20 protein-coding genes and 2 tRNA genes are annotated in these 18211 nt (G+C 67.5%); 12 read left to right on the plus strand and 10 right to left on the minus strand.

Features of this window, described 5'->3' with window-relative positions:
- The first annotated feature begins 22 nt into the window (after nucleotides 1-22).
- A complete protein-coding gene (locus GT347_RS00135; protein ID WP_229722569.1) occupies nucleotides 23-523 on the plus strand; it encodes a FecR family protein in 501 nt (166 codons plus the stop codon).
- A complete protein-coding gene (locus GT347_RS00140) occupies nucleotides 520-1161 on the plus strand; it encodes an OmpA family protein (protein ID WP_229722570.1) in 642 nt (213 codons plus the stop codon). The genes GT347_RS00135 and GT347_RS00140 overlap by 4 nt, the downstream gene beginning before the upstream one ends.
- 17 nt (nucleotides 1162-1178) lie before the next feature.
- Here GT347_RS00140 and GT347_RS27800 read toward each other — a convergent pair whose 3' ends face one another.
- The gene (locus GT347_RS27800; RefSeq protein WP_268236186.1) at nucleotides 1179-1304 is read right to left on the minus strand and encodes a hypothetical protein; all 126 of its coding nucleotides are present in this window, start codon (nucleotides 1302-1304) and stop codon (nucleotides 1179-1181) included.
- A gap of 177 nt (nucleotides 1305-1481) precedes the next feature.
- On the opposite strand from GT347_RS27800, the gene GT347_RS00145 reads away from it, so the two are divergent.
- Complete coding sequence (locus GT347_RS00145; protein ID WP_160550062.1) at nucleotides 1482-1880, plus strand: response regulator; 399 nt, start codon at nucleotides 1482-1484, stop codon at nucleotides 1878-1880.
- A 93-nt stretch (nucleotides 1881-1973) separates the two neighbouring features.
- Nucleotides 1974-3233 (plus strand): WG repeat-containing protein, encoded by a 1260-nt coding sequence (locus GT347_RS00150; protein ID WP_160550063.1) that lies wholly within the window; start codon nucleotides 1974-1976, stop codon nucleotides 3231-3233.
- Here GT347_RS00150 and GT347_RS00155 read toward each other — a convergent pair.
- The 3 genes from GT347_RS00155 to GT347_RS00165 form a co-directional block, all read right to left on the minus strand.
- Entirely contained in the window at nucleotides 3230-3574 is a 345-nt protein-coding gene (locus GT347_RS00155) for a hypothetical protein (protein WP_160550064.1), read from the minus strand. The two genes, GT347_RS00150 and GT347_RS00155, sit on opposite strands and share 4 nt — an antisense overlap.
- Nucleotides 3575-3672: 98 nt before the next feature.
- Nucleotides 3673-4068 (minus strand): hypothetical protein, encoded by a 396-nt coding sequence (locus GT347_RS00160; protein WP_160550065.1) that lies wholly within the window; start codon nucleotides 4066-4068, stop codon nucleotides 3673-3675.
- Nucleotides 4069-4098: 30 nt separating this feature from the next.
- Nucleotides 4099-4377, minus strand: a complete 279-nt coding sequence (locus GT347_RS00165; RefSeq protein WP_160550066.1) for a hypothetical protein — start codon at nucleotides 4375-4377, stop codon at nucleotides 4099-4101.
- 204 nt (nucleotides 4378-4581) lie between these two features.
- Between GT347_RS00165 and GT347_RS00170 the strand changes: the two genes are divergently transcribed.
- Together GT347_RS00170 and GT347_RS00175 are read left to right on the plus strand one after the other, a co-directional pair.
- Nucleotides 4582-6483 carry a DUF1800 domain-containing protein gene (locus tag GT347_RS00170; protein ID WP_160550067.1) on the plus strand — a complete coding sequence of 634 codons (1902 nt, stop codon included), beginning with the start codon at nucleotides 4582-4584 and terminating at the stop codon, nucleotides 6481-6483.
- A complete protein-coding gene (locus GT347_RS00175) occupies nucleotides 6480-7979 on the plus strand; it encodes a DUF1501 domain-containing protein (RefSeq protein WP_160550068.1) in 1500 nt (499 codons plus the stop codon). The genes GT347_RS00170 and GT347_RS00175 overlap by 4 nt, the downstream gene beginning before the upstream one ends.
- 6 nt (nucleotides 7980-7985) lie before the next feature.
- Here the strand turns inward: GT347_RS00175 and GT347_RS00180 are convergent, their stop codons facing one another.
- Entirely contained in the window at nucleotides 7986-9620 is a 1635-nt protein-coding gene (locus GT347_RS00180; protein ID WP_160550069.1) for a hypothetical protein, read from the minus strand.
- A gap of 219 nt (nucleotides 9621-9839) precedes the next feature.
- Nucleotides 9840-9916, minus strand: a tRNA-Pro gene (locus GT347_RS00185).
- A gap of 101 nt (nucleotides 9917-10017) precedes the next feature.
- On the opposite strand from GT347_RS00185, the gene GT347_RS00190 reads away from it, so the two are divergent.
- The 3 genes from GT347_RS00190 (at nucleotide 10018) to GT347_RS00200 (ending at nucleotide 11678) form a co-directional block, all read left to right on the plus strand.
- Nucleotides 10018-10506: a flavodoxin domain-containing protein gene (locus GT347_RS00190; protein ID WP_160550070.1), complete on the plus strand. Its 489-nt coding sequence runs from the start codon at nucleotides 10018-10020 to the stop codon at nucleotides 10504-10506.
- 73 nt (nucleotides 10507-10579) lie between these two features.
- Nucleotides 10580-11551, plus strand: coding sequence for a hydroxyacid dehydrogenase (locus tag GT347_RS00195; protein ID WP_160550071.1), 972 nt, complete (start codon nucleotides 10580-10582; stop codon nucleotides 11549-11551).
- 52 nt (nucleotides 11552-11603) lie between these two features.
- Nucleotides 11604-11678 (plus strand) — tRNA-Arg (locus GT347_RS00200).
- A 309-nt stretch (nucleotides 11679-11987) separates the two neighbouring features.
- On the opposite strand, the gene GT347_RS00205 is transcribed toward GT347_RS00200, so the two are convergent.
- The 4 genes from GT347_RS00205 to GT347_RS00220 all read right to left on the minus strand — a co-directional run bounded on the left by GT347_RS00205 (nucleotide 11988) and on the right by GT347_RS00220 (nucleotide 15577).
- Nucleotides 11988-13124, minus strand: a complete 1137-nt coding sequence (locus tag GT347_RS00205; protein ID WP_160550072.1) for a branched-chain amino acid ABC transporter substrate-binding protein — start codon at nucleotides 13122-13124, stop codon at nucleotides 11988-11990.
- 124 nt (nucleotides 13125-13248) lie between these two features.
- Nucleotides 13249-13560 (minus strand): hypothetical protein, encoded by a 312-nt coding sequence (locus GT347_RS00210; protein WP_160550073.1) that lies wholly within the window; start codon nucleotides 13558-13560, stop codon nucleotides 13249-13251.
- A 14-nt stretch (nucleotides 13561-13574) separates the two neighbouring features.
- Nucleotides 13575-14006, minus strand: coding sequence for a DNA polymerase III subunit chi (locus GT347_RS00215; protein ID WP_160550074.1), 432 nt, complete (start codon nucleotides 14004-14006; stop codon nucleotides 13575-13577).
- 14 nt (nucleotides 14007-14020) lie between these two features.
- Nucleotides 14021-15577, minus strand: a complete 1557-nt coding sequence (locus GT347_RS00220; protein WP_160550075.1) for a leucyl aminopeptidase — start codon at nucleotides 15575-15577, stop codon at nucleotides 14021-14023.
- Between the two features lie 29 nt (nucleotides 15578-15606).
- Between GT347_RS00220 and lptF the strand changes: the two genes are divergently transcribed.
- Genes lptF through GT347_RS00235 form a run of 3 tightly spaced genes read left to right on the plus strand, consistent with a single transcriptional unit; the run spans nucleotide 15607 to nucleotide 18160 of the window.
- Nucleotides 15607-16704, plus strand: a complete 1098-nt coding sequence (lptF, locus tag GT347_RS00225; RefSeq protein ID WP_160550076.1) for an LPS export ABC transporter permease LptF — start codon at nucleotides 15607-15609, stop codon at nucleotides 16702-16704.
- Complete coding sequence (gene lptG / locus GT347_RS00230; RefSeq protein ID WP_160550077.1) at nucleotides 16701-17804, plus strand: LPS export ABC transporter permease LptG; 1104 nt, start codon at nucleotides 16701-16703, stop codon at nucleotides 17802-17804. The genes lptF and lptG overlap by 4 nt, the downstream gene beginning before the upstream one ends.
- On the plus strand, nucleotides 17801-18160 hold the full coding sequence (locus GT347_RS00235) for a sirohydrochlorin chelatase (protein ID WP_160550078.1): 360 nt from the start codon (nucleotides 17801-17803) through the stop codon (nucleotides 18158-18160). Before lptG ends, GT347_RS00235 begins: the two co-directional genes overlap by 4 nt.
- The last annotated feature ends 51 nt before the right edge of the window (nucleotides 18161-18211 follow it).

Below are 18211 nucleotides of genomic sequence, written 5' to 3' on the forward strand. Positions count from 1 at the left end.
ATTGTCAATGACTGACTTCGCGATGCCCCCATTCCACAAGCGCGCACTCAAGCGCCCCGCCGCTTTCGCGGCCCTGCTGGCCCTGGGGCTGGCCCTGCACGCCGGCGGCAGCCAGGCGGCCGAAGAGACCCTGCGCGCCGGCACGGCCAAGCTGGTCAAGGGCCAGGTGCAGGTCGCCAACGACGCGGGCGAACGCGCCTTGCAGCCGGGCGACGGCGTTTCCGCCGCCGACCGTGTGCTGACCGGCCCGGACGGCTCGGCCAGCCTGGTGCTGCGCGACGGCACCATGATCGTGGTCGGCCCGAACAGCCGCATGGACCTGCGCGAGTTCACATTCGATTCCACCACCTACAAGGGCAACCTGGTGGTGCGGGTGGTGCGAGGCACCATGCGTATGGTCAGCGGCCTGATCCGCAAGACGCGCCCGGAAGCGGTCAGCATCGAGACACCGACGGCGCTGATCGGCATCCGCGGCACCGATTTCATTGTCGAGGTGGAACCCACCGAGGAAGCCGCCAAGTGAGGGCCGCCCTTAGCCGCAGCGGCACGCTGCTTGCCGTGCTGGGCCTTGCCTTGCTCCTGGGTGCCTGCGCGGCCAAGCCGCAGCGCGGCGGCACCAAGGTCACCCTGCTGCCGCAGGCCGACGGCACGCCCTCGGCGGTGATCGTGCGCTCCACCGCCGCCGGGCCGCAGGCCGTGAGCGAACAGCGCCTGGACGAGCCCTACCAGACCGCCGCCATCGGCCCGGGCCGGCCGATCGCGCTCGGTGCCGACAAGGCCGAACAGGTGCACCAGGCCTATGAGCCGCTGTTTGCCAACGCACCGCCGCCGCCGGCGAAGTTCGTGCTGTATTTCCGCGCCGGCACCACCCAGCTGACGCCGGAGTCGCAGCAGGCGGTGCAGCGTGTGCTGGCCGAGACGCTGACCCGCAGCGGCGCCGAGATCGTGCTGATCGGCCATACCGACACCACCAGCAGCGGCGAAGCCAACGACGCGCTCTCGCTGCGGCGCGCCCGCCTGGTGCGCGACCTCTTCCTGCAGCGCGGCGTGGCGCCGGCCCTGGTCGAGGCGACCGGCCGGGGCGAGCGCGAACTGGCCGTGAAAACCGCCGACAACGTCGACGAGCCGCGCAACCGCCGGGTGGAAATCCTGGTCCGCTGAGGCGGCGCGCCGCCCGCTCAGCTGGGTTTGGGGATGTGAGCCTCGTCGCCCGGCTTGGGCGAGGGCTGCTTCTGCGGCTCCCGCGGGTATTCGGTCGGATGCTCCGTGGGGCGGGTGGCATCGAGTGAGCGGTGGGCAGGCATGCGGTTTCTCCTTCTGAAGCCTCCATGTTGCGTCCGGGCCCGATAGCGAGGCTGTAGGGATTCACCGGACCTGGTAGAAATCTACGTCTGGAAACCATCACCGTGTCAGGGTTGGCGATGATATGCACACGCGATCATCGCGGAGCCTGCGTCCTTGCGGACGAACCGAACACTCCCATGTCCCTGAACATCTTTCTCGTCGAAGACAACCGCATCGTCCGTAATGCCTTGACGGAAATGCTGCAGGAGACGCTCGACTGCCGTGTGGTGGCTTCCGCGGCCACCGAGCCGGAGGCCACCCGCTGGCTCAGCGCCAACCCCTACGACTGGGATATCGCGGTGATCGACCTCACTCTGGCCCAGGGCAACGGCTGGGGTGTGCTGGCCGGCTGCCGCGACCGCCAGCCCCACCAGCGCGCCGTGGTGCTGACCGGCCATGCCGACACCGCCATCCGCTCGCGCTGCGCCGAACTGGCCGCCAATGCGGTGTTCGACAAGACCACCGAACTCGACCTGCTCTTCGCCTACTGCTGCGGCCGCGACACGCCGGAGAGCAATCTTCTGGCCGCCGGCTGAGCGCAGCGCCTTCCCCGCGGCGGGAAGACCGCGCCCGGAGCTTGTCCGGGCATCGTTAGACTTCGGCCATTTCGCCGCAGGCCGCGTCCCGTCATGAAGCCGTTTTCCACCGCCCGCGCTGCAGGCCTGCCGGCCGCCCTGGCCTGCGCCCTCCTCTGCCCGACCGCCCATGCCCAGGAAGGCGAGCTTGGCAAGACAGCAGTCGAGCCCTGCCGCAGTCAGCAGACCCTGCTCTGGGGCCTGTGCCGGGCCGACGGCAGCAATGCGCCGCCGGTGGTGGCGCAAAACTTCGAATACATAGGCCCGGGCACCGTGTTGTTCCCGGCCCGGCAGCGGCCTGGCGAGGCCCTGGGCTATATCGACAGCCGTGGCCAATGGCGCGTGGCGCCGAAATTCTCCATCGCCCGGCCTTTCAACGAGGGGCTTGCGGTGGTGTCGGATGGCCATCGGTCCGCGGCCATCGACGAGCAGGGCCAGGCCGTCGTCCCCTGGTTCGACGGATTGCTGTATTCCTTCAGCCAGGGCCTGGCCTGTTTCGTGCCGGAGGGCAGGATCGAGCTGGGCCTCCTCGGCCGCTGGCGGCAGGCCTTGGCCGGAGGGCCGGCCGACACGCCTTATGCCGCTCCCTGGTGGCACATCGAAGGCAAGGCCGGTTTTCTCGACGCCCGCGGCCAGGTCGTGATCGCCCCGCAATACGAGCCCAAACTCAATTTCCTGACCGCCGGCTGCGGCTTCGGATCGGCCGGCTACGCCGCCATGCGCCAGGACGGCCACGAAGGCCTGATCGACCGTAGCGGACGCTGGATCGTCCAGCCCGAATACGACTACCTGGGCATGGTGTTCTCCGGCAACCGCAAGGTGCTGGCCATGATCGCCGACCGCCGCCTGCAAGCCGGCGTGCTGCTGGACACGGTCGAGCGGCTCGACGGCTTCATGGGCCCAGACGGCGCCGTGCGCTGGCGCGACACCGGCCCACCTCGCGAGCAGCCGGTGCAGGGTGGCTTGGGACGGGCCCTGCTCAACCAGATGCTGTTTCCGCGGTGGCAACAAGACCTGACGAACGAGAATGTTTCCACCCGGATGCTGCAGGCCTGGTTGGGAAGCCTGGCGCTGGCGGCCTGCGCAATCCTCTGGATGGTGAAGAACCCGCCCGGCAAACGCCGCAGCCACGCTGTCCGTGCAGCAAGGGCTGTGATCGCCGCGGCCATCGTGCTGCCGCTGGCATTTCTGGCGGGGCTGCTGTCCAGCGCTTTCCTGGCCGTGATGCTCCTGGCCGCGGCGGGTGGTTTCTGGCTTCGCTGGCGCCGGCGCGGCTCGCCGGCGACAAGTGCGGTGAAGCCTGAACCGCTCTAGGCGAGTTCGTCCGGGCCGAGTCCGGCGTCCACTGTTTCCAGGCTCTCGACCGAAAGCCGCTGCACTATCCAGCGCTTCTGCGAATCCTGAACCAGCAAACCGGTGACATGAGAGCGCAGCGCCGGATGTCCGCCTTCGTCACCGTCCAGGCCATGGTGGAAATCGAACTCGCCGTCGAACATCAGGCTGCCGTCGGCATCGAAACCCGCGCTGTCGATCACATGCCGGCGCCGCCAGGCCTTGTCGCCGGCCGGTACCGCTTCGCGCACCGCGGTGCTGCGAATCAAGGCTTCGAAAATGATGTCGGAGAAGTCTTCTGAAATATCGACGGCTGTTTTCATGGAATCCTGATCGGCGGAGAAAGCTTTGGCCAAAAGCATAGGCGGCACTCGACGTCACTGCTGTCAGGAATATTCCCCTGCGCCTAAGCCCGTCCTATTCAGTTCGGCAAGGAAGCGGGCCGTTTTGCAAACACGGCGACATGCTCCTGGATCGAACGGCGAATGTGCTGCTCGACGAAGCCCGGGACGTCGATGGCGGGGTCGTCGACGATCGAGGTGCGCGGCTGCGGCTGCCGGTCCATGCCGACGACGGTGGCGGTCCAGCCGAAACGCATGCATCCCTGTCGGTCGCGGCGCGGCCGGCTGTAGCTGCCTTCATAACGGAAGGGATATCCGTTGCCGCCTGACTGGTAGAGATAGGCGGTTCCGGAAAATCGCGTACGGTCTATTGATTGGCCCATGGAAACTCCCCGTCGCCACCCGAGTGCCGAACCCGGATCGCCGGCATCGAAAGTCGCGCGCTGCATCTTGTAAATTTTCTTCCAAATCTGCAAGCGGGGAATAGCGCAGCGTTCTTTGGCGAATCAGGCGGCCCGTGATTTTTCCGACTGTCCGGCCGCGGCGCCGCACGAAATGCTGGCGCGCAATTCAGCCAACAGGGCCTTTTCCTCGCCTGCGCTGGCGATCGCGCGGCTGCCGCAGCGAATACCCTGGTTGCAGACAGCGCCATAGCTGCACACCCAGCCGCTGCTGTCGGTGGTGATGCGCCATTCGATGCGGCTGCCGGCGGCATCGACGTGATTGGTCCATTGCAGGCGTGCGCCGCCGTATTGCTCGGTGTGAGCGTAGAGCTGGTCGTCCATCATTTCCTCGTTGAGTACGGTTGGCGCCAAGAATGCATTTGCCGACCGATGCGCCACGTAGGAGGAATTTGACGCGGCTTGTGATGCCCAGCGACGCGTGACCGGAGGGCAGGATCTGGCGCGGGAAAACCCGACTGTTTCGGTGCTCAAATTTTCAGCAGATTTTTAAACTTGGCTGTGCACATGCGTTGCGATCACAGCCTCATGACCTACAGCGAAATCTCCTCCAGTCCTACGTCTTCGACCCAGCCGTTAAACGCCGCTCCGGCATCCGTCCCAGGCTCCAAGCCGACCAGCGGCCGAACCCGAACCTGGCTGGCCGCCAGCATCGCAGCCGCGACGGCCGCGCTGCAGGCCTGCGGTGGCGGCGGTGGAGATTCGGCGGGCGGCGGTGCGACGGCATCCTTGTCCGGCGCTTCGTCCGGTAGCGGCCAGCTCAGCGCGGCCGGTGCGGCCGCCGTCGCCTCCACCGCGGTCGCAGGCGGGGCCGCCGGGCCGCTGGGCCAGACACGCAGCTATGTCACCTCGTCCAACGACGCCGAGGCGGCGCGTTTTCTCCTGCAGGCGCAGTTCAGCGCATCGGAGACGGAAATCGCCTCGGTCCACCAGCTCGGTTATGCCGGCTGGCTGGCGAGCCAATTCGACCAGCCCGCCGGCCAGACCGCCTGGGACTGGCTCAACGAAAAGGCCTATGCCAGCAGCGTGGACGATTACGCGTACCGCTATGCCTTCGCGCCGATCGACCATGCGCTGTGGTGGCAGCTGATCAAGTCGCCGGACGCCCTGCGCCAACGCGTGGCGCTGGCCCTGTCGGAAATCTTCGTGGTGGCCCCCAGCACCGCCAATTCCCTCTGGCCCTCCTACACATTGGCTGCCTGGTGGGACACGCTGGTGCGCAACGCCTTCGGCAATTTCCGCCAGCTGATGGAGGACGCCACCCTGAACCCGGCCATGGGCTATTTCCTCAACGTCAAGGGCAGCCTGAAGGAGAACGCCGCCGGCCGCCAGCCCGACGAGAACTATGCCCGCGAACTGATGCAGCTGATGACCATCGGCCTGGTCAAGCTCAACCCCGACGGCACCCCGGTGCTCTCGGGCGGCGCGCCGGTCGAGACCTATACCCAGTCCGACGTTTCCAACCTGGCGCGGGTCTTCAGCGGCTACGACCTGGACCGCTCCGGCGACACCGTTCTGACGAGCAGCACCGGCAACCTGTCCAGCCCGGAGTTCGCCCGGCGCCCCATGGTGCTCAAGCCCAGCCTGCATTCGACCTATGACGTCAACTTCCTGGGCACCAGCATTCCCGGCAGCACCGAAGGCAATGCGGCCCGCAGGATCGCGCTGGATGCACTGTTCCAGCATGCCAACGTCGGCCCCTTCATCGGCCGCCAACTGATCCAGCGCCTGGTCACCAGCAACCCCAGCCCGGCCTATGTGGCGCGTGTGGCCGCCGCCTTCGCCGACAACGGCACCGGCGTGCGCGGCGACATCGCGGCCACGGTCGCGGCCGTGCTGCTGGACGATGAAGCCCGCGCCTCCGCCGGCCTCTCCAGCAACACCTTCGGCCGCCTGCGCGAACCGATGCTGCGCCTGGTGCAATGGGCGCGGACCTTCAAGCTGGCCCCCGTCGACAGCAGCTGGCTGATCGGCGACCTGTCGGCCCCGACCTCGCTCGGCCAGAACCCCTTGCGAGCCCCCTCGGTGTTCAACTTCTTCCGGCCCGGCTACGTGCCACCCAACACCGCCACCGCCAGCGCCGGCCTGGTCGCGCCCGAGTTCCAGCTGGTCAATGAAACCACGGTCAGCGCCTATGTGAACTTCATGCAGAACACCGTGAAGAACGGCATCGCGGTGAACGGCCGCTACAACGTCGTGCCCGACTACGGCAGCGAAATGGCCATCGTCACCGACGCGGCCGCGCTGGTCATGCGGCTGAACCTGCTGCTGGCGGCCGGCCAACTGCCCTCGGCGACGGTCGCGCTGATCGTGGATGCGCTGAATGCCACCAGCGTCACCGCCAGCGCCACCGACGCGGTCAAGCTCAACCGCATCTACGCGGCCATCGTGATGGTCATGGCTTCGGCCAAATACCTGGTGCAGAAATGAACGAATTCCCCTTCCACAACGCCTGCCCGGACGCCTATCCGGACCCGGACCGGAAAATCGCCAGCCCCGCGCGCCGCGCCTTCCTGCGCCGTTCCAGCCAGCTGACCCTTACCGGCACCGCCCTGCCCTTCGCCCTGAACCTGGCGGCCATGGGCGAAGCCGCGGCCTTCGAAGCCAACGACTACAAGGCGCTTGTCTGCGTCTTCCTCAACGGCGGCAACGACTATGCCAATACCGTCGTCACCTACGACGACCCCAGCTACAACGCCTACGCCACCATCCGCGGCGGCACCGGCCAGGCGGGCGGCGGATGCGCCCTGGCCAAGAGCGCGCTGGCGCCCACGCTGCTCAACCCGACCGCACCCTTGCCGGACGGCCGCCAATACGCGCTGAATCCGGCCATGGGCGCGCTGGCCTTGCTCTTCAACAGCGGCAAGGCGGCGGTGCAGCTCAATGTCGGCCCATTGGTGGTGCCCTTGACGCGTGCCCAGTTCGAGGGCGCCGACCGCCACAGCTATCCGCTGCCGGCCAGGCTGATGTCGCACAGCGACCAGCAATCGGTGTGGATGTCCTCTGGCGGCGAAGGCACGACCGTGGGTTGGGGCGGCCGCATCGGCGACCTGGCGCTGGCCTCCAACGGCTCCTCGGTCTTCACCTGCATCTCGGCCACCGGCAACGCGGTGTTCCTGTCGGGGCAGCAGGCGATCCCCTACCAGGTGAGCACCGGCGGCGCGGTGGCGCTCAATGCGGTGAAGTCCAACGTCTACGGCTCGACGGCCATCCGCACCGCCATGTCGACCCTGCTGCAGGAGTCCAGCACCCATGCCCTGGAGAACGACTACAACCGGGTGACGGCCCGCTCCGTGGCCTCCGAGGCGCAGGTGACCAGCGCACTGGCAGGCGCCACGCTGTCGACCGCGTTTCCCACCACCACCCTGGGCAGCCAGCTGAAGATCGTGGCCCGCATGATCGCGGCGCGCAACAGCCTGAACGTCAGGCGCCAGGTCTTCTTCGTCTCCATGGGCGGCTTCGACCTGCACGACAACCTGATGAGCCAGCATCCCACCGTGCTCGCCGCGCTGAGCGACGCCATGGCGGCCTTCCACCAGGCGACGGTGGAGATGGGCATCTCCAGCCAGGTCACCGCCTTCACCGCGTCGGACTTCGGCCGCACGCTGGCCGTCAACGGCACCGGCGCCGATCACGGCTGGGGCAGCCACCACTTCATGGTGGGCGGCGCGGTCAAGGGTCAGGCTTTCTACGGCACGGCGCCGCCGGTCAGCATCGGCAACACCACCGCGACCAGCGACCAGTGGCATATCGGCCAGGGCCGGCTGTTGCCGAGCACCTCGGTGGACCAGTACGCCGCCACCCTGGCGCGCTGGTTCGGCGTGGCGGACGCGGAACTCGACGGCATCCTGCCGAACCTGCGCAACTTCGGCACGGGGGCCGGGCGAGGCGACTATCCGCGCGACCTGGGATTCATGCGGACCTGAACCGCCTCAGCGCGCCGCCAGATCCCGGGCGACGGCGGCCAGCAGGATGCGGTCGACCGGATCGGAGCGGCCTTGCGCATCCCGGTCCAGCTCCTGCTGGATTTCACGGGAAGACAGCGGCGCGGCCCCGAGCAGGCCGCCGAACAGCGCGGGGAACTTGCCTACGCCGATCTGATGGAGGAAGCATTGCCTCGCCAGCGAGACATGCCCGCGCAGAAAGGTGTTGGCCGACACCAGCCCCTGACCTTCGAGCGCGATCGCATCCGCATACGCGGCGGCGTAACTGCGCATGGCCGCCGGTGTGCCGAGGGCGACCTGGTCGCCGATCATCAGGTTGCCGTAGTGCATCCCCATGGCGCCATCGGCCAGCAGATGCTTGCCGTCGCCCACCACACCGAGCATGTCCGCCCAGCTGCCAGTGAGCAGGCGCATGGCCTTGTCGGGGCGGATTCTCAGCACCAGGTCGTATTCCCTGCCCGAGGCGTCGATCAGCGACTGCGCCTGGCCGATCTTGTAGTGCATCTTGCGGGAATTGCTCCAGCCGGCGAAACGGGCATCTGCATCGTCTTCCAGCACGACCTTGTCGGTGCCGTAGACGGCCGAAAGGTGGGCTTCGCTGGTCTCGCCGGAGGCCGACAAGGTCTTGAACAGGCCCGGATAGCGCGCGACGAAATCGGGATAACCCATCTTCATGCACTGCTCCCGGTAGGCCGCGAGGAAGGCCTCGCCTTCGAAGGGCAGGAAGCGCCGGAAAGGCTCGGAGCCCGAGCGGCCGACCTGCTTCCAGGCGTGGACATAGAAGTCCGCCGCCACGCCCGGCAGCAGGTGCTTGCGCCAGCTCGCCAGCGCGGGAACATAGCCCCGCAACTGGCCGGAGATGGAGATGGCGAGCCGCAGCCGGCGTCCGCCCAGTCCCAGGCGGCGCAAGCCGTACTCCCGAGCCACGGCCAACACGCGGCTCGTGTTGCGGTGCAAGGCGGCGCCGGGGTTTTCCTCGCCGCCGGCCTGGCCCGTTTGCAGGACACGCCGGACCACATCGACGAAGTCGTCGAAGTTCACATCGGGTGCGGGCCGGTTGCCGTCCTTCTGCAGAAATTCGAGCAGCTCGGCCAGCCGGGATGCATCGGCACCGCGCGGCCAGTAGAACAGATAGGTCTGCAGCTTCTTCAGGCCGTGCTGCCGCCATTGCGCCACCCAGTCCAGCTCCGGCAGGGCCTGCTTCAGTTCGGCCACGTTGCGCAGGAAATGACGTTGGCCGAACATGGTGTTGTAGAGCAGCAGGGACTGCTCCGCGTCGAAGCCGGCCATCGCCTGGCGGTGCCATTGCGGCACGCGCTCCATCGGCGCCGCGGCACCCAGTTCGCTGCGCAGCAGAAGAAGCGCCACCAGGATGCCGGTGCCTGGTGCTGGCGTTTCGGCGGCCTTCGCCAGCAGCCGGCCGGCGAAATCCTTGGCGACCGCTTCCAGCACGCCCGACCTGGCGTCGGCCGAATGCCGCGCCAGCAGCAGCCGGTGCAGGGCGAGGTGCTGGCCGTCGGCTATCAGGTGGTCGAAGGCAAGCTCGAGTTGCGCCTGGGCCGCGGGTGCACGTGGACCGGGCAGACGCAGCACGTCGAAGAAGACTTCCGCCAGCCTGCTCATGTCGGCCTGGCTGGCTCCAGCACCTTGGGGCAGGTCCTGCACCATCGAGGCAAGGACGGCCGCTGGTTCCTCGGGAACTTGTTCTGCAGGACCAAGACTGGTGTTCGACATGCTGGATTGCCCGGGCACCACGCCTATGAGGCGTCGGATGTGAGAAAGCCCCGAATCCGTGAGAACTCAGGGCTTGCAAGAACGATGGTAAGTCGCTTTTTTGAAGAATGGTCGGAGCGGCGGGATTCGAACTCGCGACCCTCTGCTCCCAAAGCAGATGCGCTACCAGGCTGCGCTACGCTCCGACTCAGGCATTCTAACCTGCTGGCGGACCTCGCTCAGGCGCCGGGCTCACGGACAAAGCTAAAGTGGACGTTTTTTTTCGGTTTCCCGACCATTGCTGCCCATGAACGAGGTCCGCCTGCGCATTCTCTACGCCTCCGTCTCCGGAACCGCCCGCCTGATCGCCGAGGCTCTCGCGCTCGAAGCCGACACGCTGCCGCCGGGCTCCGTCGAGGTGCTCGACATGCACGACTGCGAGGCATCCGTCCTCGATCCCCGGGGGCCGCGCTTGCTGCTGTGCGTGGCGACCACCGGCTCGGGCGACATCCCCGACGACGGCCAGGCGCTCTACCAGGGCCTGCAGCTGGCGCCGCGTTTCCTCGGCGGCCTGCGGTACGGCCTGATCGCCCTCGGCGACAGCAGCTACGGCGACACCTTCAGCGGCGGCGGCCTGCAGTTCGATGCGGCGCTGCTGGACCTGGGCGCGGAGCGGGTCGGCGAGGTGCTGCGGCTCGACGCGATGGACGCAACGGAGCCCGAAATCCTCGCGCTGGATTGGTTTCGCCAATGGCTCGCGGCAAGTCCATTGAAGGAAGACTGCATTCCTCGATGAACATCAAGGCCCGCTTGCGCTTATGGTTACGCCTTTCGACGAGATCGTCGACAAAAAAACAAGGGGAGTACTCATGAGCGCCACCTGCGTGATCGCACAACCCATCCACCCGGTCGGTGCCGAACTGCTGCGCGCGGCCGGCATCGCCGTGCTGCAGCCCAAGGATCCGCTGGCCCTGCGCGATGGCCTGGCACTGGCCGATGCCGTCATCGTGCGCGACGGCCTGTCTGCCGACTGGATAGACGCCGCCCCGCGCCTGCGGGTGATCTCCAACCACGGCACCGGCAGCGACCGCATCGATGTGGCCTACGCCACCGAACTGGGCATTCCGGTCACCTCCACACCAGGCGCGAACGCACGCTCGGTGGCGGAACACGCGTTGATGCTGATGTTCGCCACCGCCCGCCAGGCCGTGGCGGCGGATGCGGCAACGCGCCGCGGGCACTGGGGCTTCAAGTACCAGCGACCCATGCTGGAGTTGTACGGCCAGACCCTGGGCATCGTCGGTTTCGGCTGCACCGGCCAGATGCTGTGCGAAATGGCCGCGCGCGGCCTGGGCATGCGGGTGCTCGTGTGGTCGCCCAAGGCCGATGCGGCGCTGGTGCAGTCGGCACAGGGCCAGCGGGTGGAGACGCTGGAAGAGCTGCTGGAGCAGTCCGACGTTGTCTCGCTGCACCGCTCGATGAAGCCGCAAAACCGCCACACGCTCAACGATGCCGGCCTGCAGCGCATGAAACCCAGCGCCATCGTGATCAACACCTCGCGCGGCGGCCTGATAGACGAAGAAGCGCTGATCGACGCGCTGGTGAACGCCCGGCTCTTCGGCGCGGGCCTGGACGTCTTCGAAACCGAACCTTTCGTGGCCCACGGCCGGCTGGCGACGCTGCCCAACGTGGTGCTCACTCCGCATGTGGCCGGCTCGTCCCAGCAGGCCCTGCATGCCACGGCCACCCAGTGCGCGCGGCAGGTCATCGACGTACTCGCCGGACGTCAGCCGCTCGACCTGGTGATGCCGCAGGTGTGGGAACGTCGCCGCACGCCTTGAACACTTCGGCTAGCCCTCAACAGGCCTCCAGCGCATCGTAGAATGATGGGCTCTGCCTGTCGTTCAACGGATAGGACATCGCTCTTCTAAAGCGATTATGGGGGTTCGATTCCCTCCAGGCGGGCCAGACAGACGCCCTGCCCTCAGCGCACGAAGTGCCAGGAGGCAGAAGGCCAAGCAAAGACCGCCGCCTGCAGGAAGCGCGGATGGGCCTTGAAGTGGAAAGAGACGGCTTGGAAGTGGAAGGGCAGCATGGGAAGTCCTGGTTGAATTCGATTGCTTCCATGCTGTTCCCCGGCCACTTGCACTCCGGCTCAGCCCATGCCGGCCCTTGCTGTGGGACCGGGCCGACGCGGACAGTCAGCCATGCGGGCCCTCCCGGCAACAAAAAAGACCGCTCGAAGGCGGTCTTTTTTCGTTCATGCAGGGGCAGTCATCAGCCCAGCGGAACCCGCTTGCCATCCTTGAAGATGTAGATCGTCATCGCCGGATTCTTCAGCTCGCCATTGGGCTCGAAGGCGATGTTGGCCGTCACGCCCTTGTAGTTGGTCTTGAGCAGGAAGGGGATGTAGACCTTGGGGTTCCAGGAGTTGGCCCGCTTCATCGCATCGGCCAGCACCATGGTGGCGTCGTAGGTGTAGGGGCCGTAGATCTGGTACTGGTTGGGGTACTTGGCGTCGTAGCGCTTCTTCCAGGCCTCGCCGCCCGGCATCTTCACCAGCGAGGCGCCGCCTTCGGCGCACACCACGTTGTTGAGCGCCTTGGCATTGCCCGAGAGCTTGGTCATCTCCTCGGTGCAGATGCCGTCGCCGCCGAACATGCGCACATTGCCCATGCCCAGCTGCTCCATCTGGCGCAGCATGGGGCCGGCCTGGGAGTTCATGCCGCCGTAGAAGATGCCGTCCGGCGCCTTGGCCTTGACGGCGGTCAGGATGGCCATGAAGTCGGTGGCCTTGTCGGTGGTGAACTGCTCGTCGACGATCTGGATGCCCTTGGCCGCCGCCGTCTTCTTGAACACCTCCGCCACGCCCTGTCCGTAGGCGGTGCGGTCGTCGATGATGGCGAACTTCTTGAGCTTGAGCGCGTCGGCCGCGTAGTAGGCCAGGCCGGCGCCCAGGGCGTTGTCGTTGGCGATGATGCGGAAGGTGGTGTTGTAGCCCGGCTTCATCAGCGCGGGGTTGGTGGCGGCACCGGTCACATGCGGGATGCCGCAGTCGTTGTAGACCTTGGATGCGGGAATGGTGGTGCCCGAGTTGAGGTGGCCGACCACGCCGGCGACCTTGGCGTCGCACAGCTTCTGTGCCACGGCCGTGCCCTGTTTCGGGTCGGCGGCGTCGTCCTCGCCCTGCATCTCCCACTTGATCTTCTTGCCGGCGATGACGATGTTCTGGCTGTTCAGGTCATCGATGGCCATCAGCACGCCGTTCTCGTTGTCGCGGCCGAAATGCGCCTGCGCGCCCGACATCGGTGCGACATGCCCGATACGAATGACCTGCACGTCCTGCGCCATCGCCTGGCTGCACGCCACGGCTGCTGCGGCGGCGATCACGATCAACTTCATCTGCATGAACATCTCCAGTTGCGATTGGGGTGTGAGACCGCCCGGTTGCGGCTCAGCGTCAGGCGAACGCAAAAACCGAGCCGGGCAACACTAGCATGCCCTTTGCCGCGCGCAAACAGGGCCGGCCCGGGGCCGGTCAGACGGGCGAATGGAGCCCGGATGCGGGGAGTTCGTCGGCCAGCGCCTCGGCCACGCTGGCCTGCACGGTGTTGGCGATCTCTTCGCGCAGCAGCGGCGTGAGCAGGTCCATGTGCCGGGCGACGACGGCGCGCACCAGGTCCGGCAGGCGCTCTTCGAGCAAGGCATCAACACGCTGGAGCACCCGGTGGGCGAGCTGCTCGGGCAGCGCTTGCAGCGAAGGAACTGCCTCGGCCGGCGGCGCGGCGGCTTCGCCGCCATCCAGCACCTCGGTCAGGGTCGGCACGAAGCGCGGCGGTTCGATCGACATGGCCTCGGTCCGTCTCAGCTGCGCAGCGCCAGGTCGTGGCGCACGATGGTGTAGCCGCGATCGGCGTAGTGCTTCCAGCGGCCGCGGGCACGGTTGCGGTCGGCCTCGTCGTCGCGGCCCACCACCTCGATCAGGCGCTCGAAGCTGCCGAAGCCGGCCGGCACTTCTTCGCCCAGGTTCACCAGCACCTGCTGGTGCGGCATGGCCTGGGCGGTGGAAGACAGCACCACCGGCGAGGCGGCTACCACGAAGGCCGGCGCATCGGCCTTGCAATGGGCGATGAACTCGTGCGGCGCCATGTTCCACAAGGCCTTGTCGAGCAGACCCAGGGTTTCGTCGTCGCCCAGCACCACCAGGCGGGCGCCGCCCGCCGTCGCCTTGCGCATCAGGCGGCAGGCATAGGCGACCTTGTCGGGCGCGTTGAAATGGAAGGCGACTTCGGTCATGGCGGGCGGCGGATTCAGGCCGCGGGCTTGACGGTCCTGGCTGCCTTCTTCGCGGGCACGGCGGCCTTGGCAGCAGCCTTGCGGGCGGGCTTGGCCGGTGCCTTGGGAGCAGCCGATGCCTTGCCGACCTGCGACACCACGTACTGCAGCAGCAGGCCGACCGGACGGCCGGTGGAGCCCTTGGCCTGCCCGCCCTTCCAGGCGCTGCCGGCGATGTCCAGATGCGCCCAGGGATATTTCTTGGCGAAGCGGTGCAGGAACTTGGCCGCGGTGATCGCGCCGCCGGCACGTCCTGCCACGTTGGCCACGTCGGCGAAATTGGTCTTCAGGCCTTCGGCGTACTCGTCGTCCAGCGGCATGCGCCAGCACAGGTCCAGCGCCGTGTCACCGGCGGCCTGCAGGTCGGCGGCGAGTTGCTCGTCCGACGAGAACAAACCGCTGCGCACAGCGCCCAGCGCGATCACGCAGGCGCCGGTCAGGGTGGCGATGTCGACCACGGCGCGCGGATTGAAACGCTCGGCATAGGTCAACGCATCGCACAGCACCAGGCGGCCTTCGGCGTCGGTGTTGAGCACCTCGATGGTCTGGCCGCTCATGCTGGTGACCACGTCGCCGGGCTTGAGCGCACGGCCGTCGGGCATGTTCTCGGCGGCGGGGATCAGGCCCACCACGTTGATCGCCGGCTGCAGCTCGCCCAGCGCGCGGAAGGTGCCCAGCACGCTGGCGGCGCCGCACATGTCGAACTTCATCTCGTCCATCTCGCCGGCCGGCTTGATGGAGATGCCGCCGGTGTCGAAGGTGATGCCCTTGCCCACCAGCACCACCGGCGCCTCGCCCTTGGGGCCGCCGTCGTAGCGCAGCACGATGAAACGCAGCTCTTCCTGCGAGCCCTGCGCCACCGACATGAAGGAACCCATGCCGAGCTTGGCGACTTCGCGCGGGCCCAGCACCTCGACCTTGACGCGGGCCAGCTTGCCCAGCGTCTTCGCGGCATCGCCCAGCAGCGTGGGCGTGGCGAAGTTGGCCGGGCGGTTGCCCCATTCCTTGGCGAATTCCACGCCGGCCACCTGGGCCTGGGCATGGGCGAAGTCCTCGCGCACCGCGTCGGCATCGGCCACGCCGACGAGCACCCGCTCGATGCGCCGGCCTTCGGCCTTGGATTTGGTGGTGGTGTAGACGTAGCTCGCATCGGCCGCCGCATTGACCGCGGCGCGCACCGCGGCGCCCGGCTGTGCCAGCCCCTCGGGCAGCAGGATGGCGATGCGGCGCACCGAACTCAGCGACTTGAAGCCCGCCACCGCCGTGCCGACCGCCTGGCGCACCGCGCCCGCGCTGCCGTCGCCCGCGCCCACCAGCACCACCCGCGCCGCGGCCATGCCGACCGGACGATACAGGGCGAGCTGCTTGCCGACCTTGGTCTCCAGGTCGCCGGCCTTGCGTGCCGCGGCGATCGCATCGGCGAGCACCGGGCCGGCCGCGGCCGCATGGTTGTCGGGGACGAGCACCACGAGCGCGTCGGCCTTTTCGTTGGCCGCCCTTGCGGTGTCCAGTGTCTTGAGTTGAAAGTCCATAATCCCCGGTCCAAATCGATCTCGAACCGATGTTATTCCATTCCTCAGTGCGCAGAGAGCTGGCACGCAGCTTCGGCGCGACCCTGGTGGTGCTGGCGACCGTCGTCATGACCATCATGCTGATCCGCGTGCTGGGCCAGGCCTCGCGCGGCAGCGTCAATCCCTCCGATGTGCTGATGGTCATGGGCTTCACCGTGCTGTCGCAGCTGCCGACCATCCTGGCGCTCAGCCTCTTCATCTGCATCGTCGGCACGCTCTCGCGCATGTACCGCGACAGCGAGATGGTGATCTGGATGTCCGCCGGCCGCGGCCTCGGCGCGCTGCTGGCGCCGCTGCTGCGGTTTTCCTGGCCGATCCTGGCCGCCATCGCGGTGCTCTCGCTCGGCGTCTGGCCCTGGGCCAATGCGCGCATCCAGGACATGAAGGACCGCTACGAGCGGCGCGGCGACATCGAACGCATCGCCCCCGGCCAGTTCCAGGAGTCGGCGCGCGGCAACCGGGTGTTCTTCATCGACAAGGAGACGCCCGACGCCTCCACCGCCAACAACGTCTTCATCACCGCGAGCGACCGGGGCCAGGACGTGGTCACCTCCGCGCGCAGCGGCCGGCTGGCCACCATCGGCGAGGACCGCTTCGCCATCCTCAACGACGGCCAGCGGCTGGAGAGCAGCGCCAACAAGCCCGGCCTGAAGATCAGCGACTTCCGCGAATTCGGCAACCGCCTGGGCAGCGCGGCGCAGACGGCGCAGGACGAGATTCCCGTGCGCACCATCTCCACGCCGCAGCTCCTGATGAACCCGACGGCGGTGAACCAGGCCGAGTTCGGCTGGCGCGTCGGCCTGGCCCTGGCGGCCTTCAATTTCGTGGTGATGGCGCTGGCGCTGTCCAGCGTGAACCCGCGCGCCGGCCGCAGCGGCAACCTGGCTTTCGCGCTCTTCGCCTTCATCCTGTACTACAACATGCTCAACCTCGGCCAGAGCTGGGTGGTCACCGGCAAGGTGAGCATGGCGGCGCTGCTGGTGCTGCTGCACGGCGGGGTGCTGGCCGCCTGCCTGGTGCTGCTTCTCAAGCGGCATCTGCAGTGGTCCTGGCGCTCGCTGCTGGGCGTGCGGAGGGCCGCGGCATGAGGACCATCCGCCGCTATCTGTACTGGGATGTCATCACCTCGGTGGCCTTCGTCACCCTGGGTTTCCTGGCGCTGTTCTTCTTCTTCGACCTGGTCGACGAGCTGCGTTGGGTGGGCCGCGCCAATTCGGGCTACCAGATCTCGCAGGCGCTGGCCTTCGTGGCGCTGTCCATCCCAGGCCATCTCTACGAGCTGCTGCCGATCACCGTGCTGATCGGCACCATCTTCGTGATGGCGCGGCTGGCGCAGAGCTCCGAATACACCATCCTGCGCACCAGCGGCCTGGGGCCGTGGCGCGCCATGCAGATGCTGCTGACGCTGGGCCTGGTCTTCACCGTGCTGACCTTCGCCGTGGGCGACTACGTCGCGCCCTACAGCGAACGCACGGCGCAACTGGTGAAGGCGCGCTACCAGGGCGACCTCACCATCGGCCAGACCGGCGCCTGGCTGCGCGAGCGCCAGGAAGACAAGGCCTATGCGGTGAACGTGCAGTCGCTGTCCTCGGACGGGCGCATGAAGGGCATCCGCATCTACGCCTTCGACGACCGCGGCTTCACCTCCGCCGTCACCCAGGCCGAGGGCGCCAGCTTCGGCCCCGGCGCGGCCTGGACGCTGCACGGCGTGCAGCGCAGCGAGTTCCACACCCAGGCCAACGAACGCGCCCGGGTCGAGCGGCTCAAGGCCGACACCCTGGAATGGCCCACCCACATCAGCACCGAGATGGTGGCCGCCGCGGTGCTGCAGCCCGACAAGATGCCGACCATCGACCTGTTCCAGTACATCAGCCACCTGGAGGCCAACGGCCAGTCGGCGCAGCGCTACGAGATCGAGTTTTGGCGCAAGGTCTTCTATCCCCTGTCCTGCCTGGTGATGGTGGTGCTGGCCCTGCCCTTCGCCTACCTGCATTTCCGCTCCGGCGGCATCGCCACCTATGTCTTCGGCGGGGTGATGGCCGGCATCAGCTTCTTCCTGCTCAACAACGTGTTCGGCTACATCGGCAACCTGCAGAACTGGCTGCCCTGGCTGACGGCGGCGGCGCCGGGGATGATCTACACCGTGCTCTCGCTCAGCGCCTTCGGCTGGCTGGTGCTGCGCCGATGACACGAGCCGTCGTTCTTTTCGGCCACGGCTCGCGCGACCCGGCCTGGCGCCAGCCGATCGAGGCGGTGGCCGAGCGCCTGCGCAGCGCCGAGCCCGGGCTGCCGGTGCGCTGCGCCTACCTGGAACTCAGCGAGCCCGACCTGCCGCAGACCGCCGCCGAACTGGCCGAACTGGGCACGACGCAATTGCGCATCGTGCCGATGTTCCTGGGCGTCGGCCGCCATGCGCGGGAGGACCTCCCAGCCCTGGTCGAGGCCTTGCGGGCACGCCACCCGCAGATCGCCTTCGAGCTGCAGCCGGCGGTGGGCGAAGACCCGCGCCTGCTGGACCTGCTGGCCCGCATCGCCCGGGGTTGAGCGGGAGCTGGAGGCTTAAGCTTCCAACCAGGAAGCATAATGTCGAGTCTC

The organism is Xylophilus rhododendri (assembly GCF_009906855.1).
Classification (GTDB): Bacteria; Pseudomonadota; Gammaproteobacteria; order Burkholderiales; family Burkholderiaceae_C; genus Xylophilus; species Xylophilus rhododendri.

Coding starts and splice junctions, on each gene's coding strand:
- lptG (WP_160550077.1), top strand. CDS start 16,701: ATGAGGACCATCCGCCGCTATCTGTACTGGGATGTCATCACCTCGGTG.
- GT347_RS00150 (WP_160550063.1), top strand. CDS start 1,974: ATGAAGCCGTTTTCCACCGCCCGCGCTGCAGGCCTGCCGGCCGCCCTG.
- GT347_RS00145 (WP_160550062.1), top strand. CDS start 1,482: ATGTCCCTGAACATCTTTCTCGTCGAAGACAACCGCATCGTCCGTAAT.
- GT347_RS00215 (WP_160550074.1), bottom strand. CDS start 14,006: ATGACCGAAGTCGCCTTCCATTTCAACGCGCCCGACAAGGTCGCCTAT.
- GT347_RS00180 (WP_160550069.1), bottom strand. CDS start 9,620: ATGAGCAGGCTGGCGGAAGTCTTCTTCGACGTGCTGCGTCTGCCCGGT.
- GT347_RS00135 (WP_229722569.1), top strand. CDS start 23: ATGCCCCCATTCCACAAGCGCGCACTCAAGCGCCCCGCCGCTTTCGCG.
- GT347_RS00165 (WP_160550066.1), bottom strand. CDS start 4,377: ATGGACGACCAGCTCTACGCTCACACCGAGCAATACGGCGGCGCACGC.
- GT347_RS00235 (WP_160550078.1), top strand. CDS start 17,801: ATGACACGAGCCGTCGTTCTTTTCGGCCACGGCTCGCGCGACCCGGCC.
- GT347_RS00175 (WP_160550068.1), top strand. CDS start 6,480: ATGAACGAATTCCCCTTCCACAACGCCTGCCCGGACGCCTATCCGGAC.
- GT347_RS00195 (WP_160550071.1), top strand. CDS start 10,580: ATGAGCGCCACCTGCGTGATCGCACAACCCATCCACCCGGTCGGTGCC.
- GT347_RS00190 (WP_160550070.1), top strand. CDS start 10,018: ATGAACGAGGTCCGCCTGCGCATTCTCTACGCCTCCGTCTCCGGAACC.
- lptF (WP_160550076.1), top strand. CDS start 15,607: ATGTTATTCCATTCCTCAGTGCGCAGAGAGCTGGCACGCAGCTTCGGC.
- GT347_RS00155 (WP_160550064.1), bottom strand. CDS start 3,574: ATGAAAACAGCCGTCGATATTTCAGAAGACTTCTCCGACATCATTTTC.
- GT347_RS00205 (WP_160550072.1), bottom strand. CDS start 13,124: ATGTTCATGCAGATGAAGTTGATCGTGATCGCCGCCGCAGCAGCCGTG.
- GT347_RS00220 (WP_160550075.1), bottom strand. CDS start 15,577: ATGGACTTTCAACTCAAGACACTGGACACCGCAAGGGCGGCCAACGAA.
- GT347_RS27800 (WP_268236186.1), bottom strand. CDS start 1,304: ATGCCTGCCCACCGCTCACTCGATGCCACCCGCCCCACGGAGCATCCG.
- GT347_RS00210 (WP_160550073.1), bottom strand. CDS start 13,560: ATGTCGATCGAACCGCCGCGCTTCGTGCCGACCCTGACCGAGGTGCTG.
- GT347_RS00170 (WP_160550067.1), top strand. CDS start 4,582: ATGACCTACAGCGAAATCTCCTCCAGTCCTACGTCTTCGACCCAGCCG.